This is a genomic window from Flammeovirga pectinis, from assembly GCF_003970675.1.
GTDB classification, from domain to species: Bacteria; Bacteroidota; Bacteroidia; order Cytophagales; family Flammeovirgaceae; genus Flammeovirga; species Flammeovirga pectinis.
Window position 1 is genome coordinate 2279063 of the sequence record NZ_CP034562.1, and the last position, 18772, is coordinate 2297834.

General features: G+C 33.5%; 17 protein-coding genes. 11 read left to right on the forward strand and 6 right to left on the reverse strand.

Going from position 1 to position 18772, the window contains the following annotated elements; translation table 11 throughout:
* Positions 1-11 precede the first annotated feature (11 nt).
* The 3 genes from EI427_RS09075 (at position 12) to EI427_RS09085 (ending at position 2578) form a co-directional block, all read left to right on the forward strand.
* Positions 12-503: an ABC transporter ATPase gene (locus tag EI427_RS09075; RefSeq protein ID WP_126613828.1), complete on the forward strand. Its 492-nt coding sequence runs from the start codon at positions 12-14 to the stop codon at positions 501-503.
* A gap of 15 nt (positions 504-518) precedes the next feature.
* Positions 519-1238 (forward strand): dipeptidase PepE, encoded by a 720-nt coding sequence (pepE, locus tag EI427_RS09080; RefSeq protein ID WP_126613830.1) that lies wholly within the window; start codon positions 519-521, stop codon positions 1236-1238.
* 218 nt (positions 1239-1456) lie between these two features.
* A complete protein-coding gene (locus EI427_RS09085) occupies positions 1457-2578 on the forward strand; it encodes a DnaJ domain-containing protein (RefSeq protein ID WP_126613832.1) in 1122 nt (373 codons plus the stop codon).
* 60 nt (positions 2579-2638) lie between these two features.
* On the opposite strand, the gene EI427_RS09090 is transcribed toward EI427_RS09085, so the two are convergent.
* Positions 2639-2899: a hypothetical protein gene (locus EI427_RS09090; RefSeq protein ID WP_126613834.1), complete on the reverse strand. Its 261-nt coding sequence runs from the start codon at positions 2897-2899 to the stop codon at positions 2639-2641.
* 215 nt (positions 2900-3114) lie between these two features.
* Here EI427_RS09090 and EI427_RS09095 point away from each other — a divergent pair, with 215 nt between their 5' ends.
* The 5 genes from EI427_RS09095 to secG all read left to right on the forward strand — a co-directional run bounded on the left by EI427_RS09095 (position 3115) and on the right by secG (position 8014).
* Positions 3115-4320 (forward strand): transposase, encoded by a 1206-nt coding sequence (locus tag EI427_RS09095; protein WP_126613266.1) that lies wholly within the window; start codon positions 3115-3117, stop codon positions 4318-4320.
* Positions 4321-4457: 137 nt separating this feature from the next.
* Positions 4458-5780: a sigma-54 interaction domain-containing protein gene (locus EI427_RS09100; protein ID WP_126613836.1), complete on the forward strand. Its 1323-nt coding sequence runs from the start codon at positions 4458-4460 to the stop codon at positions 5778-5780.
* Complete coding sequence (lptE, locus tag EI427_RS09105) at positions 5773-6303, forward strand: LPS assembly lipoprotein LptE (protein WP_170178430.1); 531 nt, start codon at positions 5773-5775, stop codon at positions 6301-6303. The genes EI427_RS09100 and lptE overlap by 8 nt, the downstream gene beginning before the upstream one ends.
* A gap of 137 nt (positions 6304-6440) precedes the next feature.
* Positions 6441-7637 carry a hypothetical protein gene (locus tag EI427_RS09110; RefSeq protein ID WP_170178431.1) on the forward strand — a complete coding sequence of 399 codons (1197 nt, stop codon included), beginning with the start codon at positions 6441-6443 and terminating at the stop codon, positions 7635-7637.
* 29 nt (positions 7638-7666) lie between these two features.
* The gene (gene secG / locus EI427_RS09115) at positions 7667-8014 is read left to right on the forward strand and encodes a preprotein translocase subunit SecG (RefSeq protein WP_262708879.1); all 348 of its coding nucleotides are present in this window, start codon (positions 7667-7669) and stop codon (positions 8012-8014) included.
* Between the two features lie 144 nt (positions 8015-8158).
* On the opposite strand, the gene lpdA is transcribed toward secG, so the two are convergent.
* The 4 genes from lpdA to EI427_RS09135 form a co-directional block, all read right to left on the reverse strand.
* Positions 8159-9553: a dihydrolipoyl dehydrogenase gene (gene lpdA, locus EI427_RS09120; protein WP_126613845.1), complete on the reverse strand. Its 1395-nt coding sequence runs from the start codon at positions 9551-9553 to the stop codon at positions 8159-8161.
* A 106-nt stretch (positions 9554-9659) separates the two neighbouring features.
* Positions 9660-11198 carry a 2-oxoglutarate dehydrogenase complex dihydrolipoyllysine-residue succinyltransferase gene (gene odhB / locus EI427_RS09125; RefSeq protein WP_126613848.1) on the reverse strand — a complete coding sequence of 513 codons (1539 nt, stop codon included), beginning with the start codon at positions 11196-11198 and terminating at the stop codon, positions 9660-9662.
* Between the two features lie 37 nt (positions 11199-11235).
* Positions 11236-11670: a GNAT family N-acetyltransferase gene (locus tag EI427_RS09130; RefSeq protein WP_126613850.1), complete on the reverse strand. Its 435-nt coding sequence runs from the start codon at positions 11668-11670 to the stop codon at positions 11236-11238.
* Positions 11671-11683: 13 nt separating this feature from the next.
* Positions 11684-14479 carry a 2-oxoglutarate dehydrogenase E1 component gene (locus EI427_RS09135; protein ID WP_126613852.1) on the reverse strand — a complete coding sequence of 932 codons (2796 nt, stop codon included), beginning with the start codon at positions 14477-14479 and terminating at the stop codon, positions 11684-11686.
* Positions 14480-14814: 335 nt separating this feature from the next.
* Between EI427_RS09135 and EI427_RS09140 the strand changes: the two genes are divergently transcribed.
* From EI427_RS09140 to EI427_RS09150, 3 genes are all read left to right on the forward strand, one after another.
* Positions 14815-15918 (forward strand): transporter substrate-binding domain-containing protein, encoded by a 1104-nt coding sequence (locus EI427_RS09140; RefSeq protein ID WP_126613854.1) that lies wholly within the window; start codon positions 14815-14817, stop codon positions 15916-15918.
* Positions 15905-16276 (forward strand): YraN family protein, encoded by a 372-nt coding sequence (locus EI427_RS09145; RefSeq protein WP_126613856.1) that lies wholly within the window; start codon positions 15905-15907, stop codon positions 16274-16276. The genes EI427_RS09140 and EI427_RS09145 overlap by 14 nt, the downstream gene beginning before the upstream one ends.
* Positions 16277-16441: 165 nt before the next feature.
* Positions 16442-16747, forward strand: coding sequence for a hypothetical protein (locus EI427_RS09150; RefSeq protein WP_205727920.1), 306 nt, complete (start codon positions 16442-16444; stop codon positions 16745-16747).
* A 54-nt stretch (positions 16748-16801) separates the two neighbouring features.
* Here EI427_RS09150 and acs read toward each other — a convergent pair whose 3' ends face one another.
* The gene (gene acs / locus EI427_RS09155) at positions 16802-18727 is read right to left on the reverse strand and encodes an acetate--CoA ligase (protein WP_126613860.1); all 1926 of its coding nucleotides are present in this window, start codon (positions 18725-18727) and stop codon (positions 16802-16804) included.
* Positions 18728-18772 lie beyond the last annotated feature (45 nt).

Here is an 18772-nt window from a genome sequence, read left to right on the forward strand (position 1 = left end):
AATAATACAATATGTACAAGTCAATAAATTCACTTTCAGACGATTCTAAAATTTGGATATATCAATCAAATCGTGCTTTTAGCGACCAAGAAGTTGACCTTATAAAACAAACTCTTCTTCCTTTTATAGAATCTTGGAACGCTCATGGTAGTGATTTAAATGCAAGTTTTGATATACAGTTTAATCAATTTATAATTATTACTGTTGATGAAAACGCACATAGTGCATCTGGTTGTTCAATTGATAAATGCGTAGGAGTTGTTAAGCAAATTGAAGAGCTGCTTAACGTATCTCTTTTTGAAAGAACAAATGTAGCCTATTTAGTAAATGATAAAGTTTCAACATTTAAACTGTCAGAAGCAAAAGCTATGATTGCTAATGAAACAATCACAAATACTACTAAAATATTTGATAACACTATCCAGTCACTAGGTGATTATAAAAAAAGATGGATTATCGAAGCTGATCAATCTTGGTTAAAGAGATTTTTTGTAACAGCCTAAACCTACCCCATTATCATGAATAACAGAAATTTATTAATTGTCAGTACCTCTACTGTCCATGGAAATGGCTATTTAGGTTACTGCGAAGATACAATCAAAGAATTCTTTATGGGTGTTGATGAAGTTCTCTTTATCCCTTATGCTAGACCTGGAGGAATTACTCATAGTGAATATACTGCAATAGCAAAAAAGAAATTCAATGAGTTAGGCTTTAAAATGAGAGGCTTACACGAATTTGACAATCCTAAAAATGCTCTTTTATCAGCAAAAGGAGTATTTACAGGCGGAGGAAATACGTTTGTTTTATTAGATCAGTTACAAAAGTTAGATCTAATAGAAACAATTCAATCTAGAGTTAAGATTGGTATGAGATATATGGGAACAAGTGCAGGTTCTAACATTACTGGGTTAACAATTAATACCACTAATGACATGCCTATTGCCCACCCAAAATCACTTAATGCATTAGCGTTAGTTCCTTTTAACTTAAACCCTCATTACTTAGATCCAGATCCAAATTCTAAGCATATGGGAGAAACGAGAGAAACAAGAATTAAAGAATTCCACACATATAACCCTCAAATTGTTATTGGGTTAAGAGAAGGATCTTGGCTTAGTGTGAAAGAAAATACTATTGTTCTTGGAGGAGAACTATCCGCTAGGGTATTTATACAAGGAAAAGAACCTTATGAACTTACTCCTAACGATGATTTCAGTTTCCTATTAAATCGATAAAACAGTAAGGTGTGGAAGCAAATTCTACACCTTAATTCTATTCTTTACCTAATAAAACCTTAGATAATTAAATAATTTGTTGAACGATCAACATTTATCATCAAAAAATAGTAGTTTTGGCGATCTATAATAATCTAATTAATAAGAGGATGTATCAATGCATCCATTTACAAAAGCTACATGGTACTACTTGGTTATCATAGGTTAAACTTTTAAGTATGAGCGATTTTTATAACATTTTAGGAGTTAATAAGCAAGCTGACAAGCGTCAGATTAAAAAAGCTTATTTATCCCTAGCAAAAAAATACCATCCTGATGTAGCAGGAAATGACCCTTTAAATGAAGATAAATTTAAACTAATCAATGAGGCTTACAATACACTATCTGATGATAGTAAGAAGTTTCATTATGATCAAGGGAGTATATTTTCTTCAACAAACTTTTATAACACTACCCAAACTACACCTAGTCCCCCGCCTCCAAGAGCAGCAAGAGAAGAGAACCGCAGAAGCGATCGCTTTCAAGCAAAAAGAGAGGAATACAAAGAGAGTGTTCAAGAGGAAAAAAAATCAAATAAGAAAAATAGAAAGAAATACATTCCGGCAATGGTAGCTGGTTATGTTGCCATTATGATTGGGGTTGTCTCTTTTTTCGTAAATCGCCAGAGCAAACTGGCGGCAGAAGCGTACGCTAATGCCAAAACAAACCTTGAAGTTTTAAATACAAATAAAGCTTTAAGCGATGCACAATTACTTTCTGAATATGATGCTTTCACTGAAAGTAAAATCATTTTCTCTGCCTTATTAATTGTGGATAAAAAAGAAAAAACTGGAATTAATGAGCTTTTAGCTTTAAAAAATGAATTAAATAACGATCAAATTTCAACTTTTGATAACGATATTAATTATTATTTAGGGCGTGCTTATTTCAATTTAAAAAATAAGACAAAAGCTATAGCTACTTTTGAAAAAGTATTATCTAAGGATAAAAAAAATACTCCTGTAAATTATTGGCTTGGAAGAACACTTAATGAGTTATCGCATGATTATGATGCAGCAGCCAGGTGCTTTGAGATAAGCATGGGTAATGAAAATTACAAAACACAATCTATTTTAAGGTGTGGAATTGCTCTTCAGAATGACAGACAATATAATTTATCTGAAGAATATTTACTTCTAGCAGTAGATGAGCCTACTACTAAAGCGATTGCTAATTATCATCTTGGATGGCACTATTTTCTTAGCAAGCAGAATAATGGTAAAGCATGTATTTATTGGAAGTTATCCGCTAAGCAAGGTAATCCAGAAGCTTTGTATCAGGTAAGAAGAAACTGTAGATAATACTAAAAGGGTTATTCATTTCTGCAATGAACAACCCTTTCTTATTGTGGCTTATTTGTACTAATAGACTACATTAACATTTTTATTCTGAATAATATCAGATGTATATTCTATTCCGCTAGAAGTTAAGTTAGCGAAAGTGCCTTTAGGGCTTATTTTAATATCACTTAAATAGCCCTCTTCCGAATATCTTTCCACTATAGAATTGATATCATAAGAGGACACAGGAATTCCCAAAAGCCTTGAGATATTTTGAAAAGACATGTTTTTATTAAGGCAAAGTCCTACTAATAACTTAATAGATTTCACTTGGTTTGACATAATTTGAACAGATAATTATAATTAGATATACAGCATTAACTTCACAAAAATAATCCCTATTCTTGAAACCGATTGATAAGAAAAGTCATTATTTAATTTTATTGTATTTTTTTAAGTTCCTTCTTAATAAACAATACTTCGGTAATTTTTTCAAAATCCCTATAAAACATAAAAAGCTGTATTTTTGAAGTCCTACCAACAAAAAACAGCTAATTATGGAAAGCAGAGCTTTCATAGGACCAATATTATCAAAAATGTCTGACTTAAGAAAAAGTAAAGTCAACTTTTTAACAGAATGTTTTATACTCTTCTTGAGTATCAAGGGGAAAATTAATTTTCTTCAGTTATCAAGGTATGGTTCATATAGTGAAAAAACTTACCGAAATAATTTCGAATCAGGTTTTTCTTTTTCAGAATTTAATCATCATTTGATCAATGAACATTGTGGTGATGAAAAAATAATAGCTTTCGATCCTGTTTACCTCAGTAAAAGTGGTAAGAAAACCTATGGTTTAGGGAAATATTGGTCCGGATGTGCTGGTAAAGCTCAAAAAGGATTGGATTTATCAGGTATTGGAATTGTTGATGTAGAAAGTCGTAATGCCTTTCATTATGATGCAATCCAAACGCCTTCAATTACAGAATTAAAGGAGAAAGGCATGAGTTTAGTTGACCATTATGCATCCACTTTGCTTACACATAAAGAGCAATTATTGACGCATTCTAAGTATGTTGTAGCTGATGCTTATTTTGCAAAAGAAAAGTTTGTTCGACCATTAGATGAGGCTGGCTTTACTGTACTTAGTCGATTTAGAGGTGATATGAATGCAAGGTATTTATTTGAAGGACCAAAAACAGGAAAACGCGGTAGACCTAAAAAATTCAACGGAAAAGTAGACTGGAAAAATATTGATCTCGATATTTTTCAGTTAGAAGATGATACAGACTTATATTATTTGTACTCTGCAAAAATTTATAGCGTTGCTTTAAAAAGAGAAGTAATGATTGCACTTGTTCAATTTAAAAATCAAAAGCTCAAGCAAAAAATATTCTTTTCAACAGATCTAAATCAAGAGGCCTTCCAAATTTTCAATTATTACAGATTACGTTTTCACATAGAATTTCTTTTTCGAGATGCAAAACAGCATACAAGTCTTACAGGTTGTCAAGGAATAAGTAAAAATAAAATTCATTTTCATACTAATATGGCACTTACTTCTGTCTCAATTGCTAAGGCTTTTCATTGGATCAATCAAGAAAAAAAGGAAAGAGGACCCTTTTCAATGGCTAACATAAAAACACTCTATTTCAATGAGTTAATACTAAAAAAGATTTTTAGTGTATTTCGAATTGATGTAGATGTTGAAAAAAATAAACAGCAATTTGAGATGATTCGAAAATTAGGTCAAATTGCTGCTTGAAAAATATATTATTTTACCGAAGTATTGAATAAAAGAAAATATCAAAAAAAGACTTTGAGTTATTTTTTCGATTTACTTATATTTTTGTAATTTTGTCATGACAAATAGTCATATGATCAAATCAGTTCTTTCCCTTTATGGAAAACAGAGAAATTTTATCAATCAAGCAGCGATTTGGAATAATAGGTAATGCTCCTAGTTTAAATCATGCAATACAAGTAGCTATCCAAGTAGCTGCAACCGACCTTACTGTAATGATAACAGGAGAAAGTGGCTCTGGAAAAGAATCATTTTCTAAAATTATACATCAACTTAGCTCTCGTAAACACGGAAAATTTATTGCTATTAACTGTGGTGCAATACCAGAAGGCACAATAGATTCCGAATTATTTGGTCATGAAAAAGGATCATTTACAGGAGCAAATGAAGCAAGAAAAGGCTATTTTGAAGTAACTGACGGAGGTACTATTTTCTTAGATGAAATTGGTGAAATGCCAATTGAAACCCAAGCTCGTTTATTAAGAGTTTTAGAAAATAAAGAATTTATAAGAGTTGGTTCCTCTAAGGTTTTAAAAACCGATGTACGTGTTGTTGCTGCAACAAATGTCAATCTTTTAAAAAATGTACAAAAAGGTAAGTTCAGAGAAGATCTTTATTACCGCTTAAATACTGTACCGATTAATGTACCTCCTTTAAGAGAAAGAGGTAATGATATCGAATTATTATTTAGAAAATTTGCTACAGATTTTGCAGAACAATATCATGTAAAACCTTTGGCACTTACTCCAGAGGCAAAACAGATACTCGTAAATTTTGCATTCCCAGGTAACATTCGTCAATTAAAAAATCTAGCTGAACAGATGTCTGCTTTAGAACTAGATAGATTAGTAACTGGCGACACAATGAAACGTTACTTACCCCAAGTTAACAATCAATTGTTAGTGATGGATAACGACGACAAGTCATTAAACGAAAGAGACTTACTTTATAAAGTTCTTTTTGATATGCGTCAGGATATGAACGACCTCAAGAAAATTGTTATTCAATTAGCACAAGGGAAGAAAAATGCAAGCACTGTTTTAGCAGAAAATTCGAAGCTTTTTAGTAGTGTTATGGATGATATTCCAACTTCTACAGAAACAGCTATTACTGTACGCCCTTCTCAGCAACCAACAAGTTATAATTTTGATTCACCAGCAGAGCCTTCTATAAATAATGACAACCCTGTTATTATCACTAATAAGGACACTGATAATTACGGTAACAACACCTACGATTTAGATAAAGTAGTTGAAGTAAAACCTGAGGAAGAATCTTTATCTATTGAGAAGAAAGAGAAAGAATTAATTATTAAGGCTTTACAGAAAAATAATAATAAAAGAAAGTATGCAGCTCAAGATCTTGGTATCTCGGAACGCACTTTATATCGAAAAATTAAACAATACGAACTTGATGAATAATATTAATAGTTGGGTAACAAAACTTATTGTGTTACCTCTACTTCTACTTTCAGCCTGTACAGGAGTACGTTTTACATTTTCGGGTGTTAATATTGACCCTAATATTAAAACATTTTCTGTAGAGCCCTATACAAATGAAGCTTCAGATGGTCCATCAACAATGGCTTTTACATTTACAGATGAACTTACGCAGTACATTCTTAGAAATACAAGTTTAACTGCCGCACCTCAAGGTTTAAAAGGTGACATTGAATTTAGTGGAGCTGTTACTGGCTATAGAGTCACTCCAATTTCTCCTGGCGGAGGTGAACAACAACAAACAGAACAACAGCGTCTTACAATCACAGTAAAAACGAACTTTATAAATAATTTTGATGATGAGAAAAGTTTTGACAAAGGTTTTTCATTTTTCTATGATTTCCCAGGTAGTCAAAATGTTCAAGATGTGGAATCTCAAGCAATTGAAGTTATCTTTGATCAAATAATAACTGACACATTCCAAGAAGCTTTAGCTGATTGGTAAAAGAAAACCATTATATTTGGATATAGAAATTATAATTCTTAATTTCTTATCCAAATGTATGACTTATCCCCTATTACTTCGATCTTACTACTAAAGTGAATATACACATCAACACTTGGTTACGGAATCCTTCAAATGTGTCTGAAAAAGATACTGAAGAGATACAAAAAGCAATTGAAAAATATCCATATTTTTCAGCGCTAAGAGTTTTACTTGCAAAAGCCAACGATGGCGAGGATGAATACGTAAAAAGTGCTGCTGCTTATGTTTCACATAGACCTTCTTTGCAAACTTTTTTAAACACTACTTTTGATAGTAATGTAAATCTACCTACAACATCTGAAATAGATTTTGAAGAAAATGATTTAGAAACTATTGATTTATTGTCTAATGATGTAATTAAAGAAGTTCCAATAGTTGAAGATGAGATTATAGAAGAAGAAGTGCAGACTGAAGCTCTTGTTGAAGAAACTTCTCATCTTGAAGAGATAAATACGACTATTATAGATAATTCTGATTTAGAAGAGAAAATACTTCACGATTTAGAAGAAAGCAGTAATAATCCAGTCGAAGAAGAATCTGTAGTTTCTACAAGTATTGCTGATGAAATTCTAGCTGAATTAGCCAAAATTTCTCAAGGTATCGACTTAGAAGAAGAAACTACAAATACTATAGAAGAGAAAAGCACAGAAAGTGAAAACTTAGAAATAAATCATTCAATTTCTACGCCTTCTAACGATAGTAAAAGTGAAAGTGATCTAATGAGCTCTGATGAAATGTTAAATCGTTTCAAAGGCTTTTTAGAGACTAAAAATAAGCCCGAAGAGGATATTTTAGATGAGCTATCAAAAGAAGAAGATATCGATACCGATATTTTAGCTTTTGGCGACAAGGAAAACCTAGAACTCAATCCTATTGATGGAGAATTCCCAATTTATAATATTGAATTGGCAGATGAAACCACTAACGAGAGCGATTATATCAAGAGCACTGAAAAAATGGATGATTTAAATATTATCGATTTCAATCAATTTGCTCCAAATACTTCTCAAACTACCTCCCATCAAAAAGAGATAATTGACAAGTTTATTTCGGACTCTCCAGGCATTCCATCTCAAACAAAAAATAATTCTAACGAAGAAAAGAGTACAATTGACCTTTCTGAAAGCTCAACACAGCCTTTTTCTTCTCCGCAAACAGAGAGTTTTGCTAAATTATTGGAAAAACAAGGTAAAAAAGAGGAGGCGATATCAATTTATCAACATCTTATCTTGAAAAATCCAAATAAAGCTAGTTTCTTTGCAGAACGGATTGAATTCTTGAAACAGAATTGATTTAACAAGCATAATATTTTAATACGATGATGTACTTTTTTATAATCCTGATTATTATAATCGCTGTTCTACTAATTTTAGTAGTATTGGCTCAGGATTCAAAAGGTGGTGGTCTTACAGGTGACATGGGCGCTGCAAGTAGTTCAATGATGGGTGCAAGAAGAGCATCTTCATGGATTGAAAACGCGACATGGATCTTGATTATTTCATTAGCCGTACTTTCAATTGGAGTAAACGTTTTTATTCCTAATGACAAGGCTGCTAATGTTCAAACTTCTTCGAGTATCGAAAGTGCTCAAGAAATGCCTGCCCCTACAACTCTACCAGCACAAGAAACTCCAGCAGAAACTGCTCCGGCACCTGCTGATGCTGAATAGTCAAATTTTATATTTGATAAAAAAGCCATCTAATTTATAATTAGATGGTTTTTTTATGCCTGGTTAAATATATGGGACAATAAAAAAGGTGTTTCAAAAGTTTTACCTTTCAAAACACCTTCTTATTATTTTATCAAATAGATATTACATATTCAATGCTCTATCATCTGTAGCTGCCAAGCATGCTTCTTTGATAGCTTCAGAATACGTTGGATGTGCGTGAGACATTCTAGATATATCTTCAGCAGAAGCTCTAAATTCCATCGCTACAACTCCTTCAGATATCATATCAGCAGCACGTGGCCCAATAATATGCATACCTAAAATCTCATCTGTTTCTTTATCTGCAAGTACTTTTACTAAGCCATCAATATCCATAGATGCTCTTGCTCTTCCAGATGCTCTAAATGGGAAAGAACCCGCTTTATATGCTCTCTTAGATTCTTTAAGTTCTTGTTCAGTATAACCAACAGATGCAACTTCTGGCCATGTATAAACAACACCAGGAATCAATTTATAATTGATATGTGGTTTTTGTCCATTCATGTGTTCTGCTACATAAACACCTTCTTCTTCTGCCTTATGTGCTAACATTGCTCCTTTAACAACATCACCAATTGCGTAAACGCCTTCTACAGAAGTTTCTAAATGATCATTTACATCTATACGTCCTCTTTCATCCATTTTACCACCAATAGCTTCAAAATTAAGCTTATCAGTATATGGACGACGACCAATTGAAACTAAACAGTAATCCCCTTTAATTTCAATTTCTTTTCCTTTTTTATCCGTTGCTTTTACAACAACTTCTTCGCCTTCAACTTTAACAGATTCTACTTTAGTTTTTAAGTTAAACTTAAAACCTTCTTTCTTAAGTACTTTCTGCATTTCTTTTCCTAAAGAAACATCCATTGTAGGAATTAAAGCATCTGCGTATTCTACTACTGTAACTTCAGCGCCTAAACGAGCATATACAGAACCTAATTCTAACCCAATTACACCGCCACCAATTACGATAAGATGTTTAGGAATTTCTTTAAGTTCTAAAGCTTCAGTAGAAGTAATAACTCTTTTCTTATCAAACTCTATAAAAGGCAACATTACTGGCTTAGAACCTGTAGCAATTATTACTTTTTTAGAATTAATAATTTTTGATTCTTTTCCTTCAATTTTGATTGTATTTTTATCTACAAAAGAACCAAAACCTTCAAGAACGTCAATTTTATTTTTTTTCATTAAAAAGGCAATACCATCTGTAGTCTGCTTAACTACCTCGCCTTTTCTACCAATCATTTTACCAAAATCAATCTTAGGAGTTTCTACCTCTAAACCATGATCTGCAAAACGGTGTATTGCTTGATGGTATAATTCCGAAGAATCAAGTAATGCTTTTGAAGGAATACATCCAACATTTAAACATGTACCACCTAGTGTTGAATATTTTTCGATTAAGGCTACTTTCATTCCAAGTTGAGAAGCACGAATTGCTGCTATATATCCACCAGGACCTGAACCAATTACTGTTAAATCGTAAGTCATAATTATCCTTAAAAAGGGTTTTTTATGGAAAAAGGAATGTTGAAAATTTAACCCTCCAACATCCCTTTAATTTGTTTGTTTATATAAAGAGATTAATTTTAAACGATTAAACGTCTAATAATAATCTGATTGGATCTTCAAGAAGTTCTTTCACTCGTTTCAAGAAACTTACTGATTCACGACCATCAATAATACGGTGATCATAAGAAAGAGCAACATACATGATTGGACGAATATGAACCTCACCATTAATAGCTACTGGACGTTCTACGATATTATGCATACCTAAGATAGCCGATTGTGGAGCATTAATAATTGGTGTTGACAACATCGATCCAAATACACCACCATTTGTAATAGTAAATGTACCTCCTTCCATTTCTGGAATAGTCAGTTTGTTATCACGAGCTTTAAGTGCTAATCTTCTCACTTCTTTCTCGATTGCTGCTAAGCTTAAAGATTCAGCATTTCTGATTACAGGAACAACTAACCCTTTAGGTGCAGACACAGCAATAGAAATATCAGCATAATCATTATATACTAATTGATTTCCATCAATAAATGCATTTACTGCAGGCCACTCTTGTAATGCTACAGTTACTGCTTTTGTAAAGAATGACATGAAACCTAATCCAATTTCATGCTTGTCTTTAAACATTTCTTTGTATTTCTTACGAAGGTCCATTACTGGCTTCATATCTACCTCGTTAAAGGTAGTTAACATAGCTGTTTCATTCTTCACAGAAACTAAACGACGAGCAACAGTCTTACGTAAAGCCGTCATTTTCTCTCTTCGTTGAGCTCTTTCACCTGCAACAGGAGCCGGAGCAGAAGGAGCTGCCGTTTCTTTCTTAGCTTTTGATGGTGCAGGAGCTGCTACTTTTTGTGCTTTTTCTGCATCTTCTTTTGTAATACGCCCATCAACGCCAGTACCTTTTACAGTAGCAACATCAATACCTTTTTCTGCTAATATTTTAGCTGCCGCTGGAGACGCATGTCCAGTTGCATAAGTTTTGTCTGATGAAGTTGAGGCTGCACTTGTTGCTTCTACTGCAGGAGTAGCAGCAGCTTGAGGCGCACCACCTTCCATTACTTCAATTTTACAAATTGGAGCACCGATTTCTAAAGTCTCATCTTCTTGAGCAATGATTCTTAAGATACCAGACTCTTCAGCTGTCAATTCAAATGTAGCTTTATCAGATTCAATTTCGCAAAGTAGATCATCTAACTCAACAAAATCTCCATCTTCTTTTGCCCAAGATGCAATTGTTACCTCAGTGATAGATTCACCTACTGTAGGAACAACCATTTCAAGAACTTGACCAGTTGCTTTTGGACTTTCTGAGGGAGCAGATACCGTTGGTTCTGCTACTGTAGAAGAAGCTGCTTTCTTAGGAGCTCCCTCACCTTCTTCAATTGTACAAAGCAATGCACCAATTTCTAATACTGCATCTTCTTGTGCTTCTGGAGATATTTTTAATATCCCGTCACTTTCAGCAACTAACTCGAAAGTAGCTTTGTCAGATTCAAGTTCACAAAGCACATCATCTAATTCAACTGCTTCTCCATCTTCCTTTAACCATCTTGCGACAGTTACTTCAGTGATAGATTCACCGACAGCTGGAACATTCATTTGTAAGCTCATAGTTTTATATTTTTTGCGATAGTTAATCGCTAGAGTTCTAGACTAATTTCTTTTTGAATTTATAATGAGGGATACCTACTTCTTCAAATAAATCACCTACTTTTTCGTAGTTTAATTTATTATAGAATTTCTCCGCTACTTCTCTTGCATGTAATGTCATTGTTTCAAATCCATTATCAAATGCAAAAATTTCGCTAAACTGAACCATCAAAGAGCCCAAACCTTTACCTCTCTGATCATCCCTCACGGCAACTTGTCTCATTTTAATTTCCTGAGGAGAAATTGGTTTTAATACTAGGCAAGCAACAACCTCATCAGAATCATTCATAGCTACTAAATGATAGCTATCAAACTCTTCTGACAATTCTTCTTCTGAAAATTCTAAGCCAAGGGGTTTACGTAAAACATCGCTACGTAAATTAACCGCCAATTTGTGCTCAGGTGAATTAAAGGTTACTTCTTTGATAATCATAACAGTTCTTTTATTATAAGTCCTCTTTATCGAACGCTACAGAAACGATTCTTTCCAATTCAGTTTTATGAACCTTAGGGAAACCTGTTGCTGGAGATGCACTTGGTTTACGAGAAACCAACTTCATCTTAATCAACTCTTCTTCGTTTCTAAACGATCTCATGATAAACGTCCAATATCCCATGTTAACAGGTTCTTCTTGTACCCATTTCAATGATTTACGGTTCGAATATCTTTTCAAAATTTTATTTACTTTCTTCTCAGGGAAAGGATGGATTTGTTCTACACGAATGATAGCAACATCATCTCTATTTTCCTTTTCCTTACGTTCTAAAAGATCATAATAGATTTTACCAGTACACATAAGTACTTTTTCTACTTTCTTAGGATCTTTTACAAGTACATCATCATATACTTCTTCAAATTTACCTTTAGTGAAATCTGCTTCTGGAGATATACACTTAGGGTGACGAAGCATAGATTTTGGTGTCATTACAATTAATGGCTTTCTAAAATCCCAAGTTAACTGTCTTCTAATTGCATGGAAGAAGTTAGCTGGAGTTGTAAAATTACCCACTACAATATTGTGCTGAGCTGCCAATTGTAAATATCTTTCAGGACGAGCGTTTGAATGCTCAGGTCCTTGACCTTCATAACCGTGTGGAAGTAACATTACTAACCCGTTACTTCTACCCCATTTACTTTCCCCAGATGTGATAAACTGGTCAATTGTTGTCTGTGCACCATTAGAGAAATCTCCAAATTGAGCTTCCCATATCGTTAAAGCACTAGGGTTTGCCATAGCATAGCCATATTCAAAACCTAAAACGCCATATTCAGACAATAATGAATTGTAAATGTAAAATGGTCCTTGAAGTTTACTAATATGTTGTAAACTGTTGTATTTCTCGTTTGTCTCTGCATCATTTAAGACTGCATGTCTATGAGAGAAAGTACCACGTTGAACATCTTGTCCTGACAATCGAACAATATTACCATCCAATAACACCGAACCGTAAGCTAATAGTTCTGCTGCAGCCCAATTAAATATCTTCTTATCGAAGAACATTTCTTTACGCTCAGTAATTAACTTATCAATTTGCTTAAGAGGTTTAAAACCCTCTGGTACAGTTGTTAAAGCATGCCCTACTGCCTCAATTGTTGTTTTAGAGATTGAAGAATCTGGAGATTCATCAAAATCTGCTTCCTTACCACGTTTTAATTGTTTCCATTGGATTTCCAATTCTTGTGGTCTATAAGGAAGTGGGTGTTGTCTAATCTCATTTAAACGATCTTGCAATAAGCGACGGAATTCTTTATCCATTTGCTTAGCAAGTTGAGCATCAAATTCACCTTTTTCTACTAATTTCTTGAAGAAAATTTCGCGAGGGTTCTGATGTTTCGCAATGATATTATATAACTTTGGCTGAGTGAATTTTGGCTCATCTGCTTCGTTGTGTCCGTGACGACGGTAACATACCATATCAACAAAGATATCTCTGTTATAACGTTGTCTAAACTCAACTGCCAATTTCATAGCATAAGCTACTTCTTCTGGGTGATCTCCGTTTACGTGTAATACTGGCGACTCAATTAACTGAGAAACGTCGGTACAATAAATCGAAGAACGAGCATCATCAAAGTCAGTTGTAAATCCAACTTGGTTATTAATTACGAAGTGGATAGTACCACCTACACCGTAACCTTCCAAGTTCGACATTTGTACTGTTTCATAAACAATACCTTGACCAGCAATTGCTGCATCACCATGTATTAAGATTGGTAGAATACGTTTTGGATCATTGTCGTAAATTGAATCTACCTTTGCTCTTACAACACCTAAAACTACAGGATCAACTGCTTCTAAGTGAGAAGGGTTTGGAGATAAATCAAGACGTACTTTCTTACCGTTGTGTGTTTCTATTTGAGATGAGAATCCTAAGTGATATTTTACATCACCATCTCCCATTGTTTCATCGGGAACTGCCTGTCCTTCAAATTCATTGAAAACTTCTTCATAAGTTTTACCCATCACGTTCGTCAATACATTTAGACGACCACGGTGTGCCATACCTATAACTACTTCTTCAACTCCTAATTCAGCACCTGTGAAAATTGCAGTATCTAATGCTACGATAGATGATTCACCACCTTCTAAAGAGAATCTCTTCTGACCTACAAATTTTGTATGCAAGAAGTTTTCAAATACTACAGCTTCATTCAGTTTACCTAGTATTCTCTTTTTGTCTTCAGGAGAAAAATCATGAGCAGGGTACTCATTTTCGATTTTATCTTGAATCCATGATAATACTTCAGGTTCACGGATTGACATAAATTCAAAACCGATGTGACCGAAATAAATTTGTTTTAATCTAGCTAGAATATCTTTTAGCGTTGCAGATCCCATTCCTAAATAAGAACCTGCTGAGAAAGTTGTTGATAGATCTGCGGTAGATAAACCGAAATCTTCTAATTCTAAACGAGCATGTCTGTCTTTACGTTTACGAACAGGGTTCGTATCAGATAATAAGTGAGCTCTTGATCTAAACGCGTTGATCAATTGTCTTACTGCAACTTCTTTTTGTAACATTTCTTCCGAAATACCACCAGTTACAGGCTTGCTTGTTCCGTTTGAGTTTGTTTTAGCATCTAACTCAGGGTTTTCTCCGAATTTTTCTAATGAAAATTCAAACCCCTCAAAAAATCGTTTCCATGATTCGTCAATTGAATCTGGATCTTGCTTGAATGCCTCGTACATTTGTTCAATGTAGTCGCCATGAGCGTTTGCGATGTAGGAATATTTGTCCATGTGTTTGTTGAGGTTATATACTTGCACCTAGACAAACTTAACAAAAGTATTTAATATATTATATTTGTATACACAAATAAGCAAATACATGAATTATATTTCACTTTTAAGCAACTAGTATAAATGAAATAGCTAATGATTTGAAATTTAATCAAAAACAGCCTTGAAACATTAACAAACGCTTAAAAATAGAGATGGAAAGGTTATTTATAGTAAGTAATCTTTACAAGGTGTAGTATTAAATTCTTCAATTTTAATTTTTTATTTCTATAACTTTTATATATTTATAATGATTAAAAATATATACACCTTAAAAATTCGCTTTTAAATACTGCATGAAACTATACTTATTGCTACTATTCATTTTTTCTCCAATTATATTATTCTCTCAAAATTCTGGTACTGAAAGAAGAACAATTCTAGAAAACCACATTTTAAGAGTTGGTGTGAGAGAGGACCCTCCCTTTGTTATTAAAGGGATAGATGGAACTTTTTATGGGTTAAGTATAGATTTATGGCACATGGTTGCTGAAGATTTACATTTAGTATATGAGTTTGTTGAATACGAACATATGCCTGGTTTAATTTTAGGTTTATCTAGAAGACAAATTGATATTTCAGCTAATCCAATGCCTGTAAGTAGTACAAGGATAAGACAACTTGATGTCACCTACCCTTTCATGACTACCTCCTTAGGTGTTGTTGTTCTTAAAGACAAACAAGATCAATTGACTATCTTCTTTTCTAACCTATTTTCGGTTGGTTTCATGAAACTTCTTTTCACTTTAGTTATTATTGTTTGCCTTTTTGGTACTCTAGTATGGTGGGTTGAAAAAAAGTATAATGCGAAAGATTTTAGGGATGGAATTGAAGGGATAATGGATGGTATATGGTGGTCAACAGTTACAATTACAACGGTTGGTTACGGTGACAAAACACCCAAAACAACGATAGGAAGAGTTATTTCTATGGTTTGGATGTTTGTAGCCATTAGTTTAATATCTAGCTTTACAGCAACTATTACTTCTACTTTGACATTAAATCAATTAGAAGCTAAAATAAAATCTGTTAGCGAATTAAGAAAAATGAAGGGTAACATAGGCGTTACTGCACATTCTGGCGCTGAAAGCTACCTATTAAAACATCAAATAAATCCATCAACTTTTTCTAACCCTAATGAAGGGCTTTTAGCTTTAGAGAGTGGGAAAATTGTAGCTTTTGTTCATGATAAACCCATAATGCGTTATCTTATTAAAGAACGAAATGGAGAAGATTTATTTGAAATATCACAAGCTAATTTCAAACAGAATTATTATTCCTTTTTTATGCCTAGAAATAGTAAACTATATAAGAAAATCAACTCAGAAATAGTTGATAACATTGATAAAGATTCTTGGCATAGACTTCTTAAAAAATACAATATGGATGAGATCAATTAACACAACTGCTCAAAAACGATTCGGAACAAATGGAGAAAATATTGCATCAAAATACTTGATTGATAAAGGTTACACCCTTTTAAAAAGAAATTACAAGTACAGCTATAACGAGATTGATATTATTTGTAAAAAAGATCGATTTCTAGTTTTTGTTGAAGTAAAAACTAGATCTTCAAATGACTTTGGATTCCCTGAAAATCACGTTTCTAAAAAACAGATCAATAATATAACAAATGCGGCTATTCATTACATGGAAACTAATAATAACTCAAATTATTTAGTTAGATATGACATCATTAGTATTACCTATACATCAAATACAATTGATATAAAACATATTGAAGATGCTTTTTATTAATTGTATAAATCACAACGTAAATTTATTCTTATGCTCAAAAAAACCACTTATTTCTGCGTATTTGTTTTCCTATTTCTTTTATCAAACTACGGGTTATGTCAAGAAAGGAAAGTTAAAATTATTACCGTTGTTGAAACTACCAAAAACAGCACAGGCAGGTCTAAAATGATTGAAGTAACCTCCATACGAAATTCAGAAGATTTTACCACTACAAGGACAGAAGGTAAAGACACAAAGCAAAAAGACATTAATAGAAGTGATGCAAAAGTGGATAACTTACAGGAAACAAAGTTATTAAATATAGTTAATGCAGGAGGAGTACAATATAGAAATGTAGCTTCTAACGATGCAATTGTTGCTTCTAGAGTAGCTGAGTTACTAACTGAAGGATGGGAATTAAAATCTGTTGTTTCTAGTATGGAGAATAAATCTACTTCTTTTCAGATGACACGATATATATTTATTCAGTAACAAAAAAGAGTCCTTTCAACTTAATGGAAGGACTCTCTTTTTATTTAAAATTATTTATGCATTGATAGCATTATCTTTTACAGCACCTTCTTTTATTGCTTCCACAATAGAAGGGTCTAATAAAGTAGAAATATCTCCGAAATTATCCGTTTGACCTTCTCCTATTTTCCTTAAAATTCTTCTCATAATTTTACCTGATCTTGTTTTTGGAAGACCACGTACAATTTGAACTTTATCAGGACGAGCAATCTTACCGATTTTATCAATTACTACTTCTAAAATCTGTTCTTTCAATTCTAATATTGTGCTTACTTCTAATTCTGCAGAATCACAGACAACGTAAGCATAGATACCTTGTCCTTTAATATCGTGAGGATACCCAACAACAGCAGATTCAATAACAGCACTATGCATATTAATTGCATTTTCAACTTCTGCAGTTCCTAATCTATGTCCAGACACGTTCATAACATCATCTACACGACCAAGAATTCTGTAATAACCATCTTCATCTCGACGACAGCCATCGCCTGTGAAATATAATCCTTTAAAAGTTGAGAAGTAAGTTTGTTTACATCTCTCATGGTCACCCCATGTTGTTCTTAACATTGATGGCCATGGATATTTAATACATAAATTCCCTTCAACTCCTTTTCCTTCAATTTCATTCCCTTCTGGATCTACCAAAACTGGTTGAATACCCGGCAAAGGCAAAGTAGCATATGTTGGTTTAGTTGGTATTACTCCAGCAATAGGAGAAATCATTATACCACCTGTTTCGGTTTGCCACCATGTATCAACAATAGGACATCGACCTTTACCAATATGTTGATGGTACCATTCCCAAGCCTCTCTATTAATAGGCTCTCCAACAGTACCTAGCACTCTTAAACTATCTAGTTTATAAAGCTCTACATATTCTAAACCTTGAGCCATTAATGCTCTAATTGCAGTTGGTGCCGTATAGAAAATATTTACTTTTAACCTATCTACCACTCTCCAAAAACGACCAGCATCTGGGAAAGTAGGAACGCCTTCGAACATTACCGATGTTGCACCTTCTAACAAGGGACCATAAACAATATACGAATGACCAGTAATCCAACCTATATCTGCTGTACACCAAAAAACATCATTCTCTTGGTATTGGAATACATTTCTGAAAGAGTACCAAGTATAAACCATGTACCCACCAGTAGAATGTACTACACCTTTAGGTTTACCTGTTGATCCTGATGTATAAAGAATAAACAATGGATCTTCAGAATCCATTACTTCTGGATCACATACATTTGGAACAGATTTAATTTCGTCATGCCAATAAACATCACGTTCTGAATCCATTTTTACGTCTGCACCAGTTCTTTGATAAACAATTACTCGTTCAACGTTTTCACATTTAAATAATGCTTCGTCTGTAATTGCCTTCAACTCAACAACCTTTTTACCTCTAGGTCCTTGATCTGCTGTAATAAGGATTTTAGCACCTGCATCATTAATACGGTCGGCCAAAGCTTGCGCTGAAAACCCACCAAAAATTACTGAATGAATTGCTCCAATTCTAGCACATGCTAAAACTGCAATTGCCAATTCTGGTACCATTGGCATATAAAGACAAACTCTATCGCCTTTACCTACTCCATTTCTTTTTAAAACATTGGCAAACAAAGATACTTGCTCATGAAGCTCTTTGTAAGAGAAAATACGGTCTTTTTCATGAGGGTCATTTGCTACCCAGTGAATAGCCGTTTTATCGCCTCTTGAAAGTAAGTGACGATCTAGGCAGTTTTCGGTAATGTTTAGTTTACCGTTTTTGTACCATTGAACATTGTAGTTGTCGAAATCATATTCAACAGTTTTGTCCCATTTTTTTCTCCAAACGAACTGCTCAGCGACTTCTGACCAGAATCTTTCTGGCTCGCTTACACTTCTCCTATAGGCTACTGCGTAGTCTTCTAGGTTGTTAATTCTGCTAATCATTAGTGTTGTAAAGTTTGAGTAATAAAGCCCCAATAGACTCTATGA

Bases quoted from the DNA above. Each gene is read 5' to 3' on its own strand.
- acs (WP_126613860.1), bottom strand. From the start codon at position 18,727: ATGATTAGCAGAATTAACAACCTAGAAGACTACGCAGTAGCCTATAGG.
- lpdA (WP_126613845.1), bottom strand. From the start codon at position 9,553: ATGACTTACGATTTAACAGTAATTGGTTCAGGTCCTGGTGGATATATA.
- EI427_RS09075 (WP_126613828.1), top strand. From the start codon at position 12: ATGTACAAGTCAATAAATTCACTTTCAGACGATTCTAAAATTTGGATA.
- EI427_RS09150 (WP_205727920.1), top strand. From the start codon at position 16,442: ATGATTGAAGTAACCTCCATACGAAATTCAGAAGATTTTACCACTACA.
- secG (WP_262708879.1), top strand. From the start codon at position 7,667: ATGTACTTTTTTATAATCCTGATTATTATAATCGCTGTTCTACTAATT.
- EI427_RS09140 (WP_126613854.1), top strand. From the start codon at position 14,815: ATGAAACTATACTTATTGCTACTATTCATTTTTTCTCCAATTATATTA.
- lptE (WP_170178430.1), top strand. From the start codon at position 5,773: ATGAATAATATTAATAGTTGGGTAACAAAACTTATTGTGTTACCTCTA.
- pepE (WP_126613830.1), top strand. From the start codon at position 519: ATGAATAACAGAAATTTATTAATTGTCAGTACCTCTACTGTCCATGGA.
- EI427_RS09095 (WP_126613266.1), top strand. From the start codon at position 3,115: ATGGAAAGCAGAGCTTTCATAGGACCAATATTATCAAAAATGTCTGAC.
- odhB (WP_126613848.1), bottom strand. From the start codon at position 11,198: ATGAGCTTACAAATGAATGTTCCAGCTGTCGGTGAATCTATCACTGAA.
- EI427_RS09135 (WP_126613852.1), bottom strand. From the start codon at position 14,479: ATGGACAAATATTCCTACATCGCAAACGCTCATGGCGACTACATTGAA.
- EI427_RS09145 (WP_126613856.1), top strand. From the start codon at position 15,905: ATGAGATCAATTAACACAACTGCTCAAAAACGATTCGGAACAAATGGA.
- EI427_RS09090 (WP_126613834.1), bottom strand. From the start codon at position 2,899: ATGTCAAACCAAGTGAAATCTATTAAGTTATTAGTAGGACTTTGCCTT.
- EI427_RS09130 (WP_126613850.1), bottom strand. From the start codon at position 11,670: ATGATTATCAAAGAAGTAACCTTTAATTCACCTGAGCACAAATTGGCG.
- EI427_RS09100 (WP_126613836.1), top strand. From the start codon at position 4,458: ATGGAAAACAGAGAAATTTTATCAATCAAGCAGCGATTTGGAATAATA.
- EI427_RS09085 (WP_126613832.1), top strand. From the start codon at position 1,457: ATGAGCGATTTTTATAACATTTTAGGAGTTAATAAGCAAGCTGACAAG.